The sequence below is a fragment of the Arthrobacter sp. NPDC055138 genome, from assembly GCF_053607305.1.
Genome location: NZ_JBSGTH010000003.1, coordinates 46,786 through 65,450, shown reverse-complemented (window position 1 = coordinate 65,450; position 18,665 = coordinate 46,786). Strand labels below are relative to the sequence as shown.

The window sequence follows — 18,665 nt, the reverse complement described above, 5'->3', positions numbered from 1 at the left end:
AATCTATACCTCTCCCAAAGCGCCTGCGAAGTTAGCTGTCGGATTCGAGTCAAGAGAAAACTCGGCCGCACCGCACAGAGCAACAGTGGAACGATTCACCGAGGCTTTGCCCGCTGCGGCTTCACCCCAAGGCAGCGAACAAAACTGCCGCTTGGTGGGTCCTCCGCCCCTGTCTCACGGATGCACTCCCCCGCCGACAGGGTTCGGCTTGCGGAGGGTGCGGGACCGATGTCTCGGTGCCCGGGACAACTATACGGAAAATTACCCCGAAGTAATAAATCCGTTATCTGCGCCGCGTGATTCCGCGGCGCAACGTTTCATTCCATCGAAACAAAGATGTGGGCGGCCACTTCCGGAGGCAATTCCAGCGCGCCCTCGATGCCCGGGACGCGCACCGAAATGTACTCACCCGCGGTCTCCAACTGCAATGTGGCACCGGGCTTCAATCCGCCCTCTTCGAGCTGGATCAGCAGTTCCGGCTCCACTTGGATCGGCTCCGCCAGCCGGATGATGCTGACCTGTTTGTCCGGCGTATAGCTGCCCATGGCCTGCGCCAGGTTGAGCAGGCCGTAGTTGGTTTCCTCGGCCGGCTGGCCGCCGAGCGCTTCCAGCCCCGGAATCGGGTTGCCATACGGGGACACCGTCGGCTTGCCCAGCAGATCGTAGAGCCGCTGTTCCACCCGCTCGCTCATCACGTGTTCCCAGCGGCAGGCCTCGTCATGGACATAGGCCCAGTCCAGGCCGATGACGTCGGAGAGCAACCGCTCGGCCAACCGGTGCTTGCGCATGACCTCTGTCGCCTTGCGCCGGCCCAGTTCGGTCAGTTCCAGATGCCTGTCGCCGGTGACCACCACTAGTCCGTCCCGCTCCATCCGGCCGATCGTCTGGGAGACGGTGGGGCCGGAATGACGCAGCCGCTCGGCAATCCGGGCGCGCAGCGCGACGATATTCTCTTCTTCGAGCTCGAGGATGGTGCGCAGGTACATCTCGGTGGTGTCGATGAGATCAGTCAATTGGTTCTTGCTCCTCGGCGCGCGGTGAAAAGGGCTGCTCCAGCAGCAGGCATGAGGGTGGGGCCCCTCTCCAGCCTAGCTTGTTTTCCCTACACGACCGGCAGTTCCGCCGCCGGTAGACGCGCCGAGGTGCCACGCAACATTGCCGGTTCCGACTAACGGCGTCTGCCGGCGTTGGGGCAGAATGATACGGGCGTTCAACGGTGAACTGCCATCGAGATCACTGCCACCACGCCAGGAAAGGTATTCATGAGCGATACCCAGTCCATCAGCATTCCCGCCGACCTGCTTCCGAAGGACGGGCGTTTTGGCGCCGGCCCATCCAAGGTCCGCCCGGAACAGGTCGACGCGCTGGTCGCTGCCGGCCGCAACCTGCTGGGAACGTCGCACCGACAGGCTCCGGTCAAAAACCTGGTGGGCAGCGTCCGCGAGGGACTCCAGGAGTTCTTCAAGGCTCCCGCGGGCTACGAGATCATCCTGGGCGTCGGCGGCTCGACGGCATTTTGGGATGTCGCCTCATTCGGCCTGGTCGAGCAGAAGGCACAGCACCTCTCCTTCGGCGAGTTCAGCTCCAAGTTCGCCGCGGCCACCAACAAGGCTCCGTTCCTGGCCGAATCCAGCATCATCACCGCAGAGCCCGGTTCCCGGCCGGAGCCGCGTGCAGAGGCCGGCGTGGACGTGTACGCCTGGGCGCAGAATGAAACGTCCACCGGTGTGGCCGCCCCGGTGCAGCGAGTGGAAGGTACCGACGACGGCGCCCTGGTTCTCATTGACGCCACCTCCGCTGCCGGTGGGCTGGCCGTAGACGTCACCCAGAGCGACGTCTACTACTTCGCACCGCAGAAGAACTTCGCGTCCGACGGCGGCCTGTGGCTGGGTGTCTTCTCCCCCGCCGCGCTGGAACGCGCGGCCAAGATCGGTGCCACCGGCCGTTGGATTCCGGACTTCCTCAACTTGGAAACCGCGATCGACAATTCGTTGAAGAACCAGACCTACAACACGCCCGCGCTGGCCACCCTGGTGACGCTCAATGCGCAGATTCAGTGGCTGAACGGCAACGGCGGCCTGGACTTCGCTTCCGGCCGCACCGCCGATTCGGCCGGGCGGGTGTACCAGTGGGCCGAGGCCTCCGCGCTGGCGACACCGTATGTGGTCAACCCGGAACACCGCTCGAACGTCATCGCGACCGTCGACTTCGACGAGTCGGTTGATGCCGCAGCGGTGGCCAAGGTGCTGCGCGCCAACGGCGTGGTGGATGTGGAGCCCTACCGCAAGCTTGGCCGCAACCAGCTGCGCATCGCCACCTTCGTCGCCGTCGATCCGGAAGACGTCAGCGCCCTGCTCGCCTGCATCGACTACGTGGTGGAGCGCCTGCAGGACTAGGTACCGCACCTAGATCAATAAGGTCCGGCTTCCCGATCGCGGGGAGCCGGACCTTATTCTTTGGGTCCGATTCTTTGGTCCGAATTCTTTTGGTCCGAACCTTCTTAGGGTCCGGACCGGCCCCGGCTCAGACCTGCCGGTCCGGCACACCATAGGTGATGCTTAGCTTCCGTCGGGCCGAACGGTCGAAGCGCAGCCGCATGTGGTGCGCGCGCCAGGCCCACAAAATCCCGACGGCGGCGGCGGCCACCCCGGACAGCGCTGCCACCCCGAGGCCCCAGCGCGGGCCGAAGCTGTTGGACACCAAGCCGACCAGCGGAGCGCCGATGGGGGTTCCGCCCATCAGGATGGCCATATACAAGGACATCACGCGTCCGCGCATCATCGGCTCGGTGGTGGTCTGCACATACGCGTTGGCACTGGTCATGATGGTAATGGCCGCTGCCCCCACCGGCACCAGAGCCAGCCCGAAGAGCCAGACCGTCGGGGCCAGGCCCGCCGCCGTACAGGCAACACCGAAGGCCACCGAGGCGCCGAAAATATAGCGCAACCGAGGCCTGTCCCGGCGCGCGCTGAGCAGCGCCCCGGTGACCGAACCGACTGCCATCACTGAGGAGAGCACGCCGAAGTCACCGGCATGGCCGCCGAATTCGGTGCGCGCCATGGACGCCACGAAAACGGAGAAATTCAGCCCGAAGGTACCGATGATGAAAATGGCGGCCAGTACTACCACCAGGTCCGGCCGGTCCTTCACATACCGGAAGCCCTCGATGATCTGGCCACGACCCTTGGCCACCTTCTGCCGTGGGTGGAGTTCCTGCCTTCGGATGGCCAGCAGCGCCGCGATCATTGCCGCGAAGGTGGCGGAGTTGATCAAGAACACCGGGCCCGGGCCGATGGCCACGGTCAGCACGCCCGCAATGGCCGGACCGATCATCCGGGCCAGGTTGAACGAGGTGCTGTTCAGCGCCACCGCGTTGGGCAGGTAGTCGTCGCGGACCAGGTCCGAGACGAACGTCTGCCGCGCCGGCGCATCCACCGCCGTCACCATGCCCAGCGCCAGCGCGAAGGCGTACACATGCCACAGCTGTGCCACGTCGGCCATCACCATCAGGCCCAGTGCCAGGCCCAGCACGGCCATCGAGATCTGGGTGGCCATCAGCAGCTTTTGCCGGTCGAACCGATCGGCGACCAGCCCGGCCCAGGGGGCCATCAGCAGCTGCGGCCCCATCTGCAGCGCCATCACTATGCCCATGGCAGCGGCGTCCTGCTCGGTGAGGATGTCGTAAACCAGCCAGTCCTGGGCGGTTCGCTGCATCCATGTGCCGACGTTGGAGATCAGCGCGCCGATAAACCAGATCCGGTAATTGAACAGCCGCAGCGAACGAAACATGCTTTACCGCCCCTTCCGGCTGCAGAACCTGCCTCGTCGATCGGATGTCAGGACGTGGCTTGGGTGAAATCCTTGGTCGCGTTGGTTTCGGCTGCGTCTGTCTGGCCTTCGCCAGCCGAAGCATCGGCGGCCTCGCTGGCCGGGGCCGCCTCGTCCGCTGCATCCTGGTCCACGGTCTCGGCGGCTATCGCTGCGTCTTCGTCCGCGCTGGCCGGGGCCGCCTCGTCCGCTGCGTTTTCGTCCACGGCTGCACCGACTTCAGCGGTCTCGTCCTGGCTCTCAGCCGCAGGAACATCTCCCGCGTCCGGTGTAGGAGCCTCCTCTGCGCCGTCCTGCGCCTCGGTTGCCGCAGCCGCCTCAGCCGCCTCAGCCGCTTCTGCTTCGGCTGCAGCCGCCACTTCTTCAGGGCGCACCCGGTCCGCCCACGGCACCCATTCGGGAGCCAGCAGCGAACCCTCGGACGGGAGGAGACCCACTTCGCAGACCGTAGCCTCCTTGCCGCGCGGGACTCGAGCCAACGTGGAGTACCACTGCCAGCCCGCGTAGCCCGCCAGCTTCGCCTCGAACCGGTGGGTGACCAAGCGGTCGCCGTCGGCGTAGCTGCCCGCGTGTTCACCGATTTGTTCGGCCGGGGCGATCTCCAGCACGCCCTCCCGTGCGCGGTCCACCGCGGCGGCCAAGACTAGGTCAAGCTTGGCCGTGCGGCGCGCAGCCCGACGCCGGGGCGCGGCCGCGGCCTCGGGCCCACCGGCGACGGGCTGCTCCACGGGCGCAGTTTCAGCGCCGGAGTCGATCAGGTTTTCAGTCATCAAGTCCGCTTAGGCATCCAGGTCGTCGGCCACACGGCGGAGCACCGCAGCAACCTTGGAGGCGTGGGAGCGTTCCGGGTAGCGGCCCTTGCGCAGCCCGTTGGAGATGCCATCCAGCAGCTTGATCAGGTCTTCGGTGATGACGGCCATGTCCTCGGCCGGCTTACGCGTTGCGCGCACCACCGAGGGAGCCGCGTCGAGGATGCGGGCAGACAGCGCGGACGGACCGCGGCGCCCGTCGGCGATGCCGTACTCCATCCGGGTGCCCGCCTTCACGTCCTTGACGCCGGCCGGCAGCGCCGAAGCATGCAGGAACACTTCCTGGCCGTCTTCGCTGGCCAGGAAACCGAAGCCTTTTTCCGTGTCGAACCACTTGACTTTGCCGATGGGCACTTTGCTTACCTCGTTCTGCTTAAATGTCGCGGCGGTACCGCCCGCTGCTGCGTTCTTACCATGTGCCCCGCCAGCAGTACACCGGCCACAGGCGCGGCCGCGGCGTGGCGGGGAAAGTCTGTCTCTAGATTAGCTTGTTCCGCCGCCGGCGGAGTCCGGCGCGCGGCCGTTTCCGCTCCGGGCGTGCGGGCAGGATTGGGCCGCGGCACGGCCGGGAGTTAATCTGGTGCCATGTCCGGAACAGTCCCCGCCCAGAATGCGCCCCGCCCCGCCGAGTCGGGTGCACTGCACCGCGTGCTGGTCTTTTCAGCCGTCGTCCTCCTGCTGGCAGGGCTGGGCAGCCTCGGCGTCATTCTGGCCGCCGCCATGACTGGCACCCCGGTGTGGACCGGTTTCATGGGTCTGGCATGGTTCTGCTTCCCTATCGCCTTCGTGCTGATGGTGCTGCTGATGGCCGGTAGCATCCGGCGTCGCCGCAGCAGCTAGCGGCACCACGGCTGCCGGCGAAGGGCGTGTCGGCCCGGGCTGCGTCGGCCGCAGCGGTGCGGGGTAACGTTAATCCGGTGTCATCCATCCGTGCCCTGGCCGGCCAGTTGGCCGCCCGCAGCGACTCCGAATTGCGCCGGCTGTTCAGCGCCCGGCCGGACCTCTGCCTGCCGCCCGTACCGGACTTTTCCGCGCTAGCCGCCCGGGCCTGCACCCGGATCAGCCTTCAGCGGGTGCTGGAGAACCTCTCCCGGCCCGAGCTGGAAGTGCTTGAGGCAGTGGTGCTGAGCACCGATGTTGATGCCGGCCGCGCCGCCGACGCCCGCTCCCTGCGGCCCCTGCTGCTGCAGCCGGCGGGCACAGCCGGCCGGCAGGACCTGGACTCTTACCTGGACCGCCTGCGGGACCTCGCGCTGCTGGTGCGCGTGGAACCGCCCTCACATGACGCAGGCGCCTCTACAGCCGACGACGGCGGGGACCTCCTGCTGCCCCCGGCCTACCTTCCAGTGGCCAGCTTGGCCGAAGCGCTCGGGCCGTACCCGGCCGGCCTGGGGCGCAGTTATGCCGCCTTGGCCGCCGCCAGCACGGTGGCCGCGGACCATCTGGTTCACGCGGTGCGGCTGCTGCGCGAGTCCGGCTACGAGCTGCCGGCTGAGCTCCCTCTTCTTGAGGGGGACGAAGACGCCGGCACGGCGGCCGCCGCCCTCGACTGCTGGGTGGCCGACCCGCTGACCTGGCCGGAGCTGATGGCGCGGGCACCGGAGCACACCGACGAACTGCTCGGAAAGTTCCGCCGTTCCCCGCTCGGCGCGCTGCCGCACCTGCTGGCCGGCACCGGCCCCCGCGAAGCCACGTCACCGATCGACTGGCTGGCAGCGCACGGGCTGCTGGTGCCCATCGACGCGTCGCACGTGGAGCTCCCCTGGCCGGTCGGCCTGGCGGTCCGCGGCGGTGCAGTGGCCGACCCGTGGCACACCCTGCCGCCCGCAACAGCTGCCGTGCAGGTCCGGAATTCACTGCGCGACAATGCGGCCTACTCCGCCGTGGCCGAGACGCTGCGGCTGGTGTCCGAGTTGCTGGACCAGGTCCACCGCGGCCCGGTTGCCACGCTGCGCGCAGGCGGTGTGGGCGTCCGCGAGGTCCGGCGGCTGGCGGATGCCCTGCGGATCGACGCGGACGAAACCAGCTGGCTGTTGGAGCTGGCAGCCGCCGCCGGACTGCTCGTGCTGGACGTCGATACCTCCCGCTGGGTGGTCCACGCCGACGCCATGTTCGCCTCGTTGGCGCGCCAGGACCAGTGGCTGCTGCTCGTGTCGGCCTGGCTGCAGCTGGACCGCGCGCCCTCGCTGGTGGGCGGCAGGACGCCGTCGGACACCGCCATTAATGCGCTGGCCGCCGAAGCGTCCCGGCCCGATGCGCCGGCCGTCCGGCGCCGAGTGCTGGAGGCGCTGGAAGAACTGTGCCTGCCGGCGGCTTCCGCAGGCCGGCCCGGCGGCCCGGACGTTGAAACGGACCTCATACCGGATGCCAACGCCACCGGCAGCACCCCGGCTCCCTCCCCGGAAGCGGTCACCGGCTACTTGGTCTGGCGCCGGCCGCGGCAGCAGCGCCGGTTTGAACGGCTGGTGCCGGGCATCCTCGCCGAGGCGGCACGCTTGGGCCTGGTGGGGTCCGGCGCGCTGACCGAACTGGGACGCGCACTGGCGCAGGACAGGCTTGCCGACGCCGCCGAACTGCTGGCCGATCAGCTGCCGGAACCCCTGGTCGAATTCGTGCTGCAGGCGGACCTGACCGCGGTGGCTCCCGGCTATCTGGCGCCGGACATCGCCGCCGTGCTGTCCCTCCTGTCCACCGCCGAAGGCCAGGGTCCGGCCGCCATCTACCGGTTCTCGGCGGACAGCATCAGGCGTGCGCTGGACGCCGGGCGCGACGCGGCCGGGATCCTCGGCTTCCTGACCCGCCACTCGGCCACGGACGTGCCGCAGCCGCTGCAGTACCTGGTGGAGGACACCGCGTCCCGGCACGGTGCGCTGCGGCTCGGTGCGGCCGCCAGCTTCCTGCGCAGCGACGACGAGAACACGCTGACCGATCTGCTCGCCGACCCGCGCACCGGCCGCCTGGGCCTGCGCCGGCTGGCCCCCACGGTGGCGGTTTCGCGAACTGCGGCCCGCGATCTGCTCGCCGCGCTGCGCCAGTATGGCTACGCGCCGGCGCCGGAGGCCGACGACGGCGTGGCGCTGGGCGGTGTGGCCGGCACCGGCGGCGGGCGCGGCAGCGGCGGCGGTTTCGCTGCGGACGGCACCCCGGCGGACGGTGCCGCGACGGCGAAAGCCGGCCGGGCGCCGTCGTCGTTCCCGGTGAAAAACAATCCATGGGAACTCAGCGCCGAGGCGACCGACGCGCAACTCGCCGCGCTGCGGAGCACCGGGATCCCGACCCGTCCGGCCTCCGAGGCGGGGCCGCTGCTGACGCTGGAGACGCTGCGGACCGCCATCCGGTTGAAGCAGCGGGTGCGGATCGGGATTGTGGATCCGGACGGCAACCACCGGCGGCAGGTCATGCTGCCGCTGTCCGTCAGCGGCGGCAGGCTTCGGGTGTTCGATCCGGACCGCGACAGCGAGCGCACCGTCTCCATCCACCGGGTGATGGACATTGAACTACTGGAGGGCAGCTGAATGGCCGACGGACCCTTGATCGTCCAGAGCGACAAGACCATCCTGCTGGAGGTGGACCATGAGCAGGCGAACGAGGCCCGACATGCCATCGCAGCGTTCGCGGAGCTGGAGCGGGCGCCGGAGCATATGCATTCCTACCGGATCACGCCGCTGGGACTCTGGAACGCCCGCGCCGCCGGGCTGGATGCCGAACAGGTGCTGGACACGCTGCTGAACTACTCGCGCTTTCCGGTGCCGCACGCGCTGTTGGTGGACATCGAGGAGACCATGTCCCGGTACGGGCGGCTGCGGCTGGAGAAGGACCCGCAGCATGGCCTGGTGCTGCGCACCACCGACTACCCGGTGCTCGAAGAAGTCATGCACGCCAAGAAGATCCAGCCGCTGCTGGGACCGCGGATCGACGGTGAGACCACGGTGGTGCACTCCTCGCAGCGCGGGCAGCTCAAGCAGCTGCTGCTCAAGCTCGGCTGGCCTGCGGAGGACCTGGCCGGCTACGTCGACGGCAGGCCGCATCCGATCGCGCTGGCCGAATCTGCGAAACCGGGCGGCTGGCAGTTGCGGCCGTACCAGCGGCTGGCCGTGGAGAACTTCTGGGCCGGCGGTTCCGGCGTGGTGGTGCTGCCCTGCGGTGCCGGCAAGACGCTGGTGGGCGCGGCTGCCATGGCCACCAGTTCCACCACCACACTGATCCTGGTCACCAACACCGTCTCCGCGCGGCAGTGGAAAGACGAGTTGGTCCGGCGGACCTCGCTGACCGCCGAGGAGGTAGGTGAATACTCCGGCTCGGTCAAGGAAATCCGGCCGGTCACCATCGCCACCTACCAGGTGCTGACCATGCGCCGCGGAGGACTGTACCCACACCTTGAGCTGCTGGATGCCAACGACTGGGGCCTGATCATTTACGACGAGGTGCACCTGCTGCCGGCCCCGATGTTCCGCATGACGGCGGACCTGCAGGCGCGGCGGCGGCTGGGGCTGACCGCCACCTTGGTGCGCGAGGACGGCCGCGAGGGCGAAGTGTTCTCGCTGATCGGGCCCAAACGCTACGACGCCCCGTGGAAGGACATCGAAGCGCAGGGTTACATCGCTCCGGCCGACTGCGTGGAAGTCCGGGTGGATCTGCCGCGGGACGAGCGGGTGGCGTACGCCATGGCCGACGACGGCGACAAGTACCGGCTGTGCGCGACCTCGCCGACCAAGACACCGGTGGTGGATGCGCTGGTGAAGGCGCACGAGGGCGAACAGCTGCTGGTGATCGGGCAGTACATCGACCAACTGGACGAGATCGCCGAGCACCTGGATGCGCCGGTGATCAAGGGCGGCACCTCGGTCAAGGAACGGCAGCGGCTGTTCGACGCGTTCCGTCGCGGCGAGCTGCAGACGCTGGTTGTCTCCAAGGTGGCCAATTTCTCCATCGACCTGCCCGAAGCCACCGTGGCCATCCAGGTTTCCGGATCGTTCGGTTCCCGGCAGGAGGAAGCCCAGCGGCTGGGCCGGTTGCTGCGGCCCAAGGCGGACGGCCGGTCCGCGCGGTTCTACACCGTGGTGGCGCGGGACACGCTGGACCAGGACTTCGCCGCCAAGCGGCAGCGTTTCCTGGCCGAACAGGGCTACGCCTACACCATCAAGGACGCCAAGGACGTGGTGCAGGGGTAACCTCCGCCCTGTCTCCCCCGCGGAGTGCCGGTGTTCCAGCTCGCCGCGGGCAGACGGACGGCGTCAGTGCGGGCGTACACTCGTGGCATCCTGACCCGTTGGAGGCTGCCATGGACATCGAAGACGACGTCGCCGCCCACTATGAGCACCCCGGCCTGGAGGCCCTCATCCTGGACGGACTGGCTGCGCTTGGCCATGATCCGGACAACATCGACCCGGACGTGCTGGCGGCGGCGGACCAACTGCACATCGGCGGCACCGACGCCACGCAGTCGGTGGCCGAAGGGGCGGGCCTGCGGGCTGGCATGCGGGTGCTGGACGTCGGCAGCGGGATTGGCGGGCCCGCCCGCTATCTGGCCCACCATCTGGGAGTCACAGTCCACGGTGTGGATCTGACGCCCGGGTCAGTGCGGACGGCCGAATCACTCACCCGGCGCTCCGGGTTGGAGGCGCTGGTTCAGTTCAGCGTGGCCAGCGCCCTGGAGCTGCCGTTCGAGGACGGCAGTTTCGATGCGGCGACCATGCTGCACGTAGGCATGAACCTTCCCGACAAGGCGGGCGCCTTCCGCGAGATATACCGTGTGCTGAAGCCGGGCGGCATCTTTGCTCTCTACGACATCATGTCCATGTCCGCGAACGCTCCGCAGTACCCGCTGCCCTGGGCATCGACGCCCGCTTCGTCCTTCCTGGAAGACCGGACCGGATATCTTGCGGCCCTGACGGCGGCCGGCTTCCGGCTGGAGGGCGAACGCAACCGGCACGGTTTCGCCGTCGAGTTCCTGCAGCGGACCCAGGACAAGATGTCCGATTCCGGCGCTCCACCGCTGGGCATGCACCTGCATATGGGTACGGACGCCAGGCTAAAGATCGGGAACCTGGCGGCGGGAGTCCGGCAGGGTGTGCTTGCCCCGGTGGAACTGTTCAGCCGCCGCGGCTGACCGTGTGCCGTCCCCAGCACAGGTCATGATTGCCTGCAGCATCCATTCAGCAAACTCCCAGAAACCGGGAGCACACTGGGAACGTGAAAAAGTCTGAGCCGGAAGCCAAACTGCTGGTCGTCGACGACGAGCCGAACATCCGGGAACTGCTGTCGACTTCACTTCGGTTCGCCGGGTTCGAGGTAGTTGCTGCCGCCAATGGCCGCGAAGCTTTGGACGCTGCCGAAGAGCATATGCCCGATCTGGCTGTGCTTGACGTCATGCTTCCGGACATGGACGGTTTCACCGTGACCCGTAAGCTCAGGGCCTCCGGCCGGCATTTTCCGGTGGTCTTCCTGACCGCCCGGGACGAGACCGAAGACAAAGTCACCGGCCTGACCGTGGGCGGCGACGACTACGTGACCAAGCCGTTCAGCCTGGACGAAGTGGTGGCCCGGATCCGTGCCGTGCTCCGCCGCACCCGGCCTCTGCTGGAGGACGACGCTGTCATCTCGGTGGATGACTTGGAGCTCGACGACGACGCTCATGAAGTCCGCCGCGGCGGCGAAGTCATCGACCTCTCCCCCACCGAGTTCAAGTTGCTGCGCTACCTGATGCTGAACCCCAACCGGGTGCTGTCCAAGGCGCAGATCCTGGACCATGTCTGGGAGTACGACTTCAACGGCGACGCCTCCATCGTCGAGTCCTACATCTCCTACCTGCGGCGGAAAATCGACACGAATCCGGAAACGCCGCCGCTGATCCAGACCAAGCGCGGCGTGGGCTACCTGCTGCGTACGGCCGACCGCCGCTGATCGATGGTTGAACGCTGGAGGTCAGCATCCCTACGGTCGCAACTTGTCCTGATTATGGGTGTGCTCATGGTGGCCACCCTGACGGTCATTTCGGTGCTCACCCTGACCCTGCTGCATGACACGCTGGTGAAACAGCTCGACGCTGACCTGATTAAGAACCGCCAGGCTATCTCCTCCTTTCTGGTCCGCGAGGCGACCAACCCCACCCAAAACCCCTACCCGTCAGAGCGGTACTACGGCGCTTTGCTGTCACGCGACGGCCAGATCAGCATCGATACCAACAACCCCGAGGACCGCCCGGACCTGCCGGCCATTTCTCCGGACGAGGCGGCCACCGTTGAAGGCAAAGGATTCTTCGTTCCGGGGATCGAGCGGGACAGCGACGGCTGGCGGGTGTGGGTGACGCCGCTGCAAAATGGTGCCGGCTCCGTCGCAGTTGCGGTGAGCTACAACGAAGTGAACGAGACCTTCAACAAGGTTTCGGTGAGCACGCTTCTGATCGGAGTCTCGTCGACGGTCGCGGCCATCGGCATCGCCTGGCTGGCGGTGACCCGGTCCTTCCAGCCCTTGAGCCGGGTGGACAGAACAGCCGCAGCCATTGCCGCCGGAGACCTCTCACGCCGCGTCGAGGTGGTCAATCCCGCGTCCGAGGTCGGCCGGCTCGCCAGTTCGTTGAATGCCATGCTCGCCCACATCGAAACGGCCTTCGCATCCCGTACCGCTTCCGAACAGCGGATGCGCCGATTCGTCCAGGATGCCTCGCATGAGCTGCGCACCCCGCTGGTCACCATCCGGGGCTTTTCGGAGCTGTACCGGCACGGCGCGCTGCAGTCGCCGGAAGACGTCGGCGCCGCGATGGGCCGAATCGAAAGCGAAGCCAAACGCATGGGCCAACTGGTGGATGACCTGCTGACGCTGGCCCGGGTGGACGAACAGCGTCCCCTCGAAGCCAAGCAGCTGGACCTCCTTTTGCTCGGCAACGATGCCGCCTTGGACGCGCGGGCCAGCGCGCCGGACCGTGCAATCACCGTGGTGGGGCTTGACGGCGGCTCGCCGCGTCCGGCCCCTATCCTCGGCGACGAGGCCCGGCTGCGCCAGGTAGTGGCCAACCTGGTCACCAACGCCCTGCGCTACACGCCCGAGGGCTCGCCGCTGGAGATCGCCGTCGGCGTCCAGCCGGTGATCGATGACCGGCTGGATTCCGTCCTCGAGATCCGCGACCATGGACCGGGCATCTCCGAGGACGAGGCGGCGCGGGTGTTCGAACGCTTCTACCGGGCGGACACCTCACGCCATCGCGAAACCGGCGGGACAGGCTTGGGCCTGGCCATCGTTGCGGCCCTGGTGGCCCAGCACGACGGCACGGTCCGGCTGACGGAAACCCCGGGCGGTGGCGCCACCATGTCCATCAGGATCCCCTACCATCCGCAGGCGGACGAGGACGAGCCCTTCGACCTGGGCTAATCCACAACGCTCCCGACGCCTCCGGTTATCCACATCCGGCGGCCGGAGCCTCGCGGCTGCTTCCGCCGCTGCCTAGCCTGAACGGTGTCGGGTAGGTACACCAGCAGCGGAGGACACCATGGCCGTATTCCAAGTAGACAGCGAGGCTCTCGCCGCCAAGAGCATGGCGGTGCAGGGCACCATCGGGCGGCTGCAGGCGGAGGTGAACACCATGCAGTCCGGACTGCGCGAGTTGGAGTCGCTCTGGACCGGCGCGGCGGCTGCGAACTTCCAGCAGCTCGTGACGGATTGGCGGGCCACCCAGCTGAAGGTGGAGGAATCCCTGGCCAGCATCAACGCGGCGCTGTCCCATGCCTCGCAGCAGTACCTGCAGGCGGAGGAAGCCAACGCCCGGATGTTCCTGGCCTGAGCAGTGTCCGGCCGGGTGCGGGCGCCGCCGCTCAGCCCTGTTCGGGCGTGCCCTGGTGGAAGCGCAGGCGCCACTGCTGGCCGTCCCGGAGCCAGAGCGAACTGCGCAGGGCAGATCCCTCGCGGCGGACACTGCGGTAGGTCAGCAGGATGCTGTCTTCGCCGAGCCGTTCGACGGCGAAGACCTCCAGCGAGGCATCCAGCTCCGGACTTTCCTGGAGTTCGCTGATCATCGCGTCCCGCGTCCACATCCGGCCTGCTTCGCCGATCTCGGCAAAGTCAGGGTGCAGCAGCACAGCCAGCCGGCCGAAGTCCGCGCGGACCGCGGGGCTGAGCAGTTGCTGTTCCAACCGCACCACCAGCTCTTCCGGCGAGACCTCGGCCGCATCGTCGCCGGCGAAGTCTTCCAGTTCGGAGAACAGATCCGGTTCGGGGGTCATTGCCACCGCGTGACGTGTCCCGTTGCGGGCAGCAAGGGGCTCCGCCGCCGGGCGGCCCGCAGGACTTGTTGCGGCACGGGCTGCGCCGGCCGACCCAGCGCCCAGGACCGCACTGCCCGAGGTGCCCGGTCCGCCCGGGAAGCCCGGACCCGCCGGTGCGCCGGTTCCGTTCTGGAAGGCCACCGCCACGGCGCGGGCACGTTCGTCGGCGGCCTCATTCAGCGGGTGTCCGGCGTGGCCCTTGACCCATTCGAACTCGTAGCTGCGCCCCTTGATCACGGCGTCGATGTCCTTGAGCAGGTCAACGTTCAGCACCGGTTTCCCGTCGGCCTTCTTCCAGCCGCGCCGTTTCCAGCCCGGCATCCACTTGGTCACGCAGTTGATCACGTACTGGCTGTCGCACAGCACGCGCAAGTGCTCCTGGGACACGTGCGCGGTTGCCCGGAACAGATCCAGCACGGCCATCAGCTCGCCTTGGTTGTTGGTGCCGTGCGGCCAGCCGCCGGCGGCCCAGGCAGTGTCGTCGATGTACCAAGCCCAGCCGGCCGGTCCGGGGTTGCCGAGGGCGGAGCCGTCGGCGGCAGCAGTGATAGTCATGATTTCCATCTTTTCAGATCCGGCCGACAATCCTGGCCCTAGGCTGGGCAGGTGGCAATACTTATCGATCCTCCGCTCTGGCCGGCCCACGGCACGCACTTCTCACACCTTGTCTCGGACAGCTCGCTGGCCGAGCTGCACCGCTTCGCCGCGGCCGCCGGGATCCGCGAGCGGGCCTTCGACCGGGACCATTACGACGTACCGGTCAGCCGCTACCGCGAGCTCGTCGAGTTGGGAGCAGTGGAGGTCAGCGGCGGCGAACTGACCCGCCGGCTGCAGGCCAGCGGGCTGCGGGTTCCCGCCCGGCAGCGCCCGGAAAAACTTCGCCGCGTACTGCTGCGGCGGTGGAACGAGTTACTGCCCGGGCAGGAGGATCTGGGCCGCGACCTGCTGGAGCGCTGGACGGAGCCGCACCGCCACTATCACGGCCCCGGCCATCTGCTGGCGGTCTTGGAAGCGCTGAGTCAACTCGCGCCGCCCGTTGGCGCCGGGCCCCGGCAGCGCACCGTGTGGCTGGCAGCCTGGTTCCACGATGCGGTCTACAACGGCCAGGCCGGCCAGGACGAACGGGAGTCCGCCGAACTGGCCGCAGCCAGCCTGCCGGCCGCGGGCATCAGTGCTGGCGAGACGGCCGAGGTGGCCCGGCTGGTCCTGCTCACGGCGGACCACTCCCCCGACCCGCGAGACGAATCCGGGGCGCTGTTGTGCGATGCCGATCTGGCCGTACTCGGCGGAACGCCTGCGGAGTACCGCAGCTATGTCCGGGCCGTCCGCCAGGACTATGCCCACGTGGCCGACGCCGACTTCACCGCCGGACGCACCGCCGTCGTCCGCCGACTGCTGGACCTGGACCCGCTGTACCGGACACCTGCGGCGCGGGAAAAGTGGCTGGAGAGTGCCCGGCGCAACCTCACCGCCGAGCTGGACGCCTGGCAGCTTGAGGGCCCGGACTGGCTGCGCGGGAACCGGGGTTAAAGCCGCAAGGCGCGGCTCCCGTGCTGGGAACCGCGCCTCGCGTAAACAGTGGCCTGTTGACCAGGCCGAGGTAGTGGCTGGGAAGCTTAGAAGCCGCCCATGCCGCCCATCTCGTCGCCGCCCGGCATGGCCGGTGCGGCCTTCTCCGGCTTGTCGGCGACAACGGCTTCGGTGGTCAGGAACAGACCGGCGATGGAGGCCGCGTTCTGCAGGGCAGAGCGGGTCACCTTGACCGGGTCGTTGACACCGGCAGCCAGCAGGTCCTCGTACACGCCGGTGGCAGCGTTCAGGCCGTGGCCGTCACCCAGCCCACGGACCTTGTCCGCCACAACGCCCGGCTCCAGGCCGGCGTTGAGGGCGATCTGCTTCAGCGGAGCGTCGATGGCAACCTTGACGATATTGGCGCCGGTTGCTTCGTCGCCCTCGAGGCTGAGGTTGGCGAATGCCTTGGCGCCGGCCTGGATCAGGGCCACGCCGCCACCGGCGACGATGCCTTCCTCAACGGCAGCCTTCGCGTTGCGGACGGCGTCCTCAATGCGGTGCTTGCGTTCCTTGAGCTCAACCTCGGTTGCGGCACCGGCCTTGATGACTGCCACGCCGCCGGCCAGCTTGGCCAGGCGCTCCTGCAGCTTCTCGCGGTCGTAGTCGGAATCGGAGTTGTCGATCTCGGCACGGATCTGGTTGACGCGGCCGGCGATGGCGTCGGCTTCGCCGGCACCTTCGACGATGGTGGTCTCGTCCTTGGTGACAACCACCTTGCGGGCCTGGCCCAGCAGGTCCAGGGTGGCGTTCTCCAGCTTCAGGCCGACCTCTTCGGCGATGACCTGGCCGCCGGTCAGGATGGCGATGTCGGCCAACATGGCCTTGCGACGGTCGCCGAAGCCCGGAGCCTTCACGGCCACGGACTTGAAGGTGCCGCGCATCTTGTTCACGATCAGGGTGGCCAGGGCCTCAGCCTCGACGTCCTCGGCGATGATCAGCAGCGGCTTGCCGGACTGCATGACCTTCTCCAGGATGCCAACCAGGTCCTTCACGTTGGAGATCTTGGAGTTGACGATCAGGATGTAGGCATCCTCGAGGACCGTTTCCTGGCGCTCGGCGTCGGTGACGAAGTAAGCCGACAGGTAGCCCTTGTCGAAGCGCATGCCTTCGGTGAGCTCCAGCTCCAGGCCGAAGGTGTTGGACTCCTCGACGGTGACGACGCCTTCCTTGCCGACCTTGTCCAGTGCCTCGGCGATCAGCTCACCGATCTGCGGATCTCCGGCGGAGATGGACGCGGTGGCGGCGATCTGTTCCTTGGTCTCGATTTCCTTGGCGGAAGCGATCAGCTCGGCGGTGACGGCGTCAACAGCCTTCTCGATGCCGCGCTTCAGGCTCAGCGGGTCGGCGCCGGCAGCAACGTTGCGCAGGCCTTCCTTGACCAGGGCCTGGGCCAGAACGGTCGCGGTGGTGGTACCGTCACCGGCGACGTCGTCAGTCTTCTTGGCAACTTCCTTGACCAGCTCTGCGCCGATCTTCTCGTACGGGTCGTCCAGCTCGATCTCCTTGGCGATGGAAACACCATCGTTGGTGATCGTGGGAGCGCCCCACTTCTTCTCGAGTACGACGTTGCGGCCACGCGGGCCGAGGGTTACCTTTACGGCGTCGGCGAGGATGTTTAGTCCACGCTCGAGGCCGCGGCGGGCCTCCTCGTCAAATGCAATGATCTTTGCCATAGCGGCTTACGTCCCTTCTGGACAATAGACACTGGACGCAGCTTTTGACGGCTGCTGGCCACCTGCGGTGCCCGCGACGGACGGCTTACGACGACGGCGATTTCGGTACGCCGCGCCGCTCACCTCACATCAGGTGGCGGGTTTCACCCCCCACGGAGACTTCTTAGCAGTCGGCCCGCGAGAGTGCTAAGTCAATAATTAGCACTCGACGGTGTCGAGTGCAACCTGTTGGGCGGCCCGATCGGTCCACTTCGCGGAGGGCGAATCACCCTGACCGACCCCGGGCAAACAATCAGGGTGGACCCCCATGGATGCGGCCGGGGCCTCGCGCGTAGATTGGCTGGTAAGAGAAACCATCTGTGAGCAGCCCGGCAACGGGCAAGGTCGGAGAAACCATGACTGAATCAGGCGACGAGAAGAACGCCAACAACCCCACCGAACCGTTGGGAACGGGAGCCAGCCCGACGAGGCCGATCGGCCAGCCGCCGTACAGCGGCCCCGCCGGACAGCCCAATGGCCAGCCGCCGTACGGTGCCTCGGAACAACGCGCCCCGGGTCAACAGCAAGGCACTCCCGGCCAGCCACACTTTGGCGCTTCCGGACAGCCATACGCGCAGCAGCCGGACCAGTCGGGCCAGCCGGGTCAATACGGCCAGCCCGGCCCGCAGTACGGCCAGCCGGGTCAATACGGCCAACCTGGTCAGCCCTACGGCCAGCAGCAGTATTACGGAGCTCCGCAGGGATACTACTACCCGGAGCAGAAGTCGCGGCTGATCGGCGGCCTGCTGGGCATCCTGCTGGGCGGCCTGGGCATCCACCGGTTCTACCTCGGCTACGTCGGCATTGGCGTGCTGCAGATCGTGGTCACTTTCCTGACCTTCGGCGTCGGCGCCGTGTGGGGCTTCATCGAAGGCATCATGATCCTAGTCGGGGCGGAACCGTTCAAGCGCGACGCCCGCGGCGTGCCGCTGAAAGAGTAGCCCGTCCGCGAACGTAACAATGCCACGGCGCAGCGCGACCACTACGTGGCGCGGTTGGGCCCACCGCGGCGCGCAGCTGCGGGGTGGGCCGGGCCGGCACAGCACGTCCCGTTCACTGAGCAGCACGACCATCCGCCGCTCAGCCAGCCGGCGAAAAAGGCGGTGGAGGCACCCAGCCTCCACCGCCGTCGTCGTTAATGTCCTGCTAAGGAGCGACCCGGACCTCTTCGGCCTGCGGGCCCTTCTGGCCCTGGCCGATCTGGAACTCCACGCGCTGCCCTTCATCCAAGGAACGGTACCCATCCATTTGGATCGCGGACCAGTGGACAAATACGTCGGAATTTTCTTCGTCCACGGTGATGAAGCCGTAGCCCTTTTCCGCATTGAACCATTTGACGGTTCCCAGCGCCATAGTGTTCTCCATACTCAGTAGTTCCGCCTCTGCCGCAGACGGTTCAGCGGCAGGGTGGTTTCACCCTATCTACGCACGGAGTAGAAAGTGACCTAAGGCACACTTAATGTTATTGAGGCGTAACCGAAATCCTC

The 18,665-nt window shown here is 67.4% G+C and carries 17 protein-coding genes and 1 riboswitch; of the genes, 10 read left to right on the top strand and 7 right to left on the bottom strand.

What is annotated here, in order from left to right:
- Nucleotides 1–4 precede the first annotated feature (4 nt).
- Nucleotides 5–219: riboswitch (cyclic di-AMP (ydaO/yuaA leader) on the bottom strand.
- 98 nt (nt 220–317) lie between these two features.
- Nucleotides 318–1,013 (bottom strand): metal-dependent transcriptional regulator, encoded by a 696-nt coding sequence (locus ACWF5H_RS08470; protein ID WP_452036162.1) that lies wholly within the window; start codon nt 1,011–1,013, stop codon nt 318–320.
- A 249-nt stretch (nt 1,014–1,262) separates the two neighbouring features.
- Between ACWF5H_RS08470 and serC the strand changes: the two genes are divergently transcribed.
- Nucleotides 1,263–2,396: a phosphoserine transaminase gene (gene serC / locus ACWF5H_RS08465; protein ID WP_452036161.1), complete on the top strand. Its 1,134-nt coding sequence runs from the start codon at nt 1,263–1,265 to the stop codon at nt 2,394–2,396.
- 127 nt (nt 2,397–2,523) lie between these two features.
- Here serC and ACWF5H_RS08460 read toward each other — a convergent pair whose 3' ends face one another.
- From ACWF5H_RS08460 to ACWF5H_RS08450, 3 genes are read right to left on the bottom strand one after another with little or no spacing between them, the layout of a single operon-like run.
- On the bottom strand, nt 2,524–3,789 hold the full coding sequence (locus ACWF5H_RS08460) for an MFS transporter (protein ID WP_364651928.1): 1,266 nt from the start codon (nt 3,787–3,789) through the stop codon (nt 2,524–2,526).
- A gap of 47 nt (nt 3,790–3,836) precedes the next feature.
- Nucleotides 3,837–4,598, bottom strand: coding sequence for a DUF3027 domain-containing protein (locus tag ACWF5H_RS08455; RefSeq protein WP_452036159.1), 762 nt, complete (start codon nt 4,596–4,598; stop codon nt 3,837–3,839).
- 9 nt (nt 4,599–4,607) lie between these two features.
- Complete coding sequence (locus ACWF5H_RS08450) at nt 4,608–4,991, bottom strand: cold-shock protein (RefSeq protein WP_136786865.1); 384 nt, start codon at nt 4,989–4,991, stop codon at nt 4,608–4,610.
- A 231-nt stretch (nt 4,992–5,222) separates the two neighbouring features.
- Here ACWF5H_RS08450 and ACWF5H_RS08445 point away from each other — a divergent pair, with 231 nt between their 5' ends.
- The 7 genes from ACWF5H_RS08445 (at nt 5,223) to ACWF5H_RS08415 (ending at nt 13,413) form a co-directional block, all read left to right on the top strand.
- On the top strand, nt 5,223–5,477 hold the full coding sequence (locus tag ACWF5H_RS08445; protein ID WP_452036158.1) for a hypothetical protein: 255 nt from the start codon (nt 5,223–5,225) through the stop codon (nt 5,475–5,477).
- A gap of 77 nt (nt 5,478–5,554) precedes the next feature.
- The gene (locus tag ACWF5H_RS08440; RefSeq protein WP_452036156.1) at nt 5,555–8,152 is read left to right on the top strand and encodes a helicase-associated domain-containing protein; all 2,598 of its coding nucleotides are present in this window, start codon (nt 5,555–5,557) and stop codon (nt 8,150–8,152) included.
- Nucleotides 8,153–9,808: a DNA repair helicase XPB gene (locus ACWF5H_RS08435; RefSeq protein WP_364651919.1), complete on the top strand. Its 1,656-nt coding sequence runs from the start codon at nt 8,153–8,155 to the stop codon at nt 9,806–9,808.
- 110 nt (nt 9,809–9,918) lie between these two features.
- Complete coding sequence (locus ACWF5H_RS08430; RefSeq protein ID WP_452036154.1) at nt 9,919–10,746, top strand: methyltransferase domain-containing protein; 828 nt, start codon at nt 9,919–9,921, stop codon at nt 10,744–10,746.
- A gap of 83 nt (nt 10,747–10,829) precedes the next feature.
- Nucleotides 10,830–11,540, top strand: coding sequence for a response regulator transcription factor (locus ACWF5H_RS08425; protein WP_452036153.1), 711 nt, complete (start codon nt 10,830–10,832; stop codon nt 11,538–11,540).
- Nucleotides 11,541–11,606: 66 nt separating this feature from the next.
- Nucleotides 11,607–13,004 (top strand): sensor histidine kinase, encoded by a 1,398-nt coding sequence (locus ACWF5H_RS08420; protein ID WP_364651913.1) that lies wholly within the window; start codon nt 11,607–11,609, stop codon nt 13,002–13,004.
- Between the two features lie 118 nt (nt 13,005–13,122).
- Entirely contained in the window at nt 13,123–13,413 is a 291-nt protein-coding gene (locus ACWF5H_RS08415) for a WXG100 family type VII secretion target (protein WP_127515210.1), read from the top strand.
- 31 nt (nt 13,414–13,444) lie between these two features.
- On the opposite strand, the gene ACWF5H_RS08410 is transcribed toward ACWF5H_RS08415, so the two are convergent.
- A complete protein-coding gene (locus ACWF5H_RS08410) occupies nt 13,445–14,449 on the bottom strand; it encodes an RNase H family protein (protein WP_452036151.1) in 1,005 nt (334 codons plus the stop codon).
- 51 nt (nt 14,450–14,500) lie between these two features.
- On the opposite strand from ACWF5H_RS08410, the gene ACWF5H_RS08405 reads away from it, so the two are divergent.
- Nucleotides 14,501–15,424 (top strand): DUF4031 domain-containing protein, encoded by a 924-nt coding sequence (locus ACWF5H_RS08405; RefSeq protein WP_452036150.1) that lies wholly within the window; start codon nt 14,501–14,503, stop codon nt 15,422–15,424.
- An 86-nt stretch (nt 15,425–15,510) separates the two neighbouring features.
- Here ACWF5H_RS08405 and groL read toward each other — a convergent pair whose 3' ends face one another.
- The gene (groL, locus tag ACWF5H_RS08400; RefSeq protein WP_364651905.1) at nt 15,511–17,139 is read right to left on the bottom strand and encodes a chaperonin GroEL; all 1,629 of its coding nucleotides are present in this window, start codon (nt 17,137–17,139) and stop codon (nt 15,511–15,513) included.
- A 395-nt stretch (nt 17,140–17,534) separates the two neighbouring features.
- On the opposite strand from groL, the gene ACWF5H_RS08395 reads away from it, so the two are divergent.
- Complete coding sequence (locus ACWF5H_RS08395) at nt 17,535–18,119, top strand: TM2 domain-containing protein (RefSeq protein ID WP_452036149.1); 585 nt, start codon at nt 17,535–17,537, stop codon at nt 18,117–18,119.
- Nucleotides 18,120–18,324: 205 nt separating this feature from the next.
- Here the strand turns inward: ACWF5H_RS08395 and ACWF5H_RS08390 are convergent, their stop codons facing one another.
- Complete coding sequence (locus ACWF5H_RS08390) at nt 18,325–18,531, bottom strand: cold-shock protein (RefSeq protein ID WP_127515201.1); 207 nt, start codon at nt 18,529–18,531, stop codon at nt 18,325–18,327.
- Between the last annotated feature and the right edge of the window lie 134 nt (nt 18,532–18,665).

Excerpts from the sequence above, each read along its gene's own strand:
- serC (WP_452036161.1), top strand. The coding sequence starts at position 1,263 with ATGAGCGATACCCAGTCCATCAGCATTCCCGCCGACCTGCTTCCGAAG.
- ACWF5H_RS08415 (WP_127515210.1), top strand. The coding sequence starts at position 13,123 with ATGGCCGTATTCCAAGTAGACAGCGAGGCTCTCGCCGCCAAGAGCATG.
- ACWF5H_RS08410 (WP_452036151.1), bottom strand. The coding sequence starts at position 14,449 with ATGACTATCACTGCTGCCGCCGACGGCTCCGCCCTCGGCAACCCCGGA.
- ACWF5H_RS08420 (WP_364651913.1), top strand. The coding sequence starts at position 11,607 with ATGGTGGCCACCCTGACGGTCATTTCGGTGCTCACCCTGACCCTGCTG.
- ACWF5H_RS08390 (WP_127515201.1), bottom strand. The coding sequence starts at position 18,531 with ATGGCGCTGGGAACCGTCAAATGGTTCAATGCGGAAAAGGGCTACGGC.
- ACWF5H_RS08395 (WP_452036149.1), top strand. The coding sequence starts at position 17,535 with ATGACTGAATCAGGCGACGAGAAGAACGCCAACAACCCCACCGAACCG.
- groL (WP_364651905.1), bottom strand. The coding sequence starts at position 17,139 with ATGGCAAAGATCATTGCATTTGACGAGGAGGCCCGCCGCGGCCTCGAG.
- ACWF5H_RS08435 (WP_364651919.1), top strand. The coding sequence starts at position 8,153 with ATGGCCGACGGACCCTTGATCGTCCAGAGCGACAAGACCATCCTGCTG.
- ACWF5H_RS08460 (WP_364651928.1), bottom strand. The coding sequence starts at position 3,789 with ATGTTTCGTTCGCTGCGGCTGTTCAATTACCGGATCTGGTTTATCGGC.
- ACWF5H_RS08430 (WP_452036154.1), top strand. The coding sequence starts at position 9,919 with ATGGACATCGAAGACGACGTCGCCGCCCACTATGAGCACCCCGGCCTG.
- ACWF5H_RS08455 (WP_452036159.1), bottom strand. The coding sequence starts at position 4,598 with ATGACTGAAAACCTGATCGACTCCGGCGCTGAAACTGCGCCCGTGGAG.
- ACWF5H_RS08445 (WP_452036158.1), top strand. The coding sequence starts at position 5,223 with ATGTCCGGAACAGTCCCCGCCCAGAATGCGCCCCGCCCCGCCGAGTCG.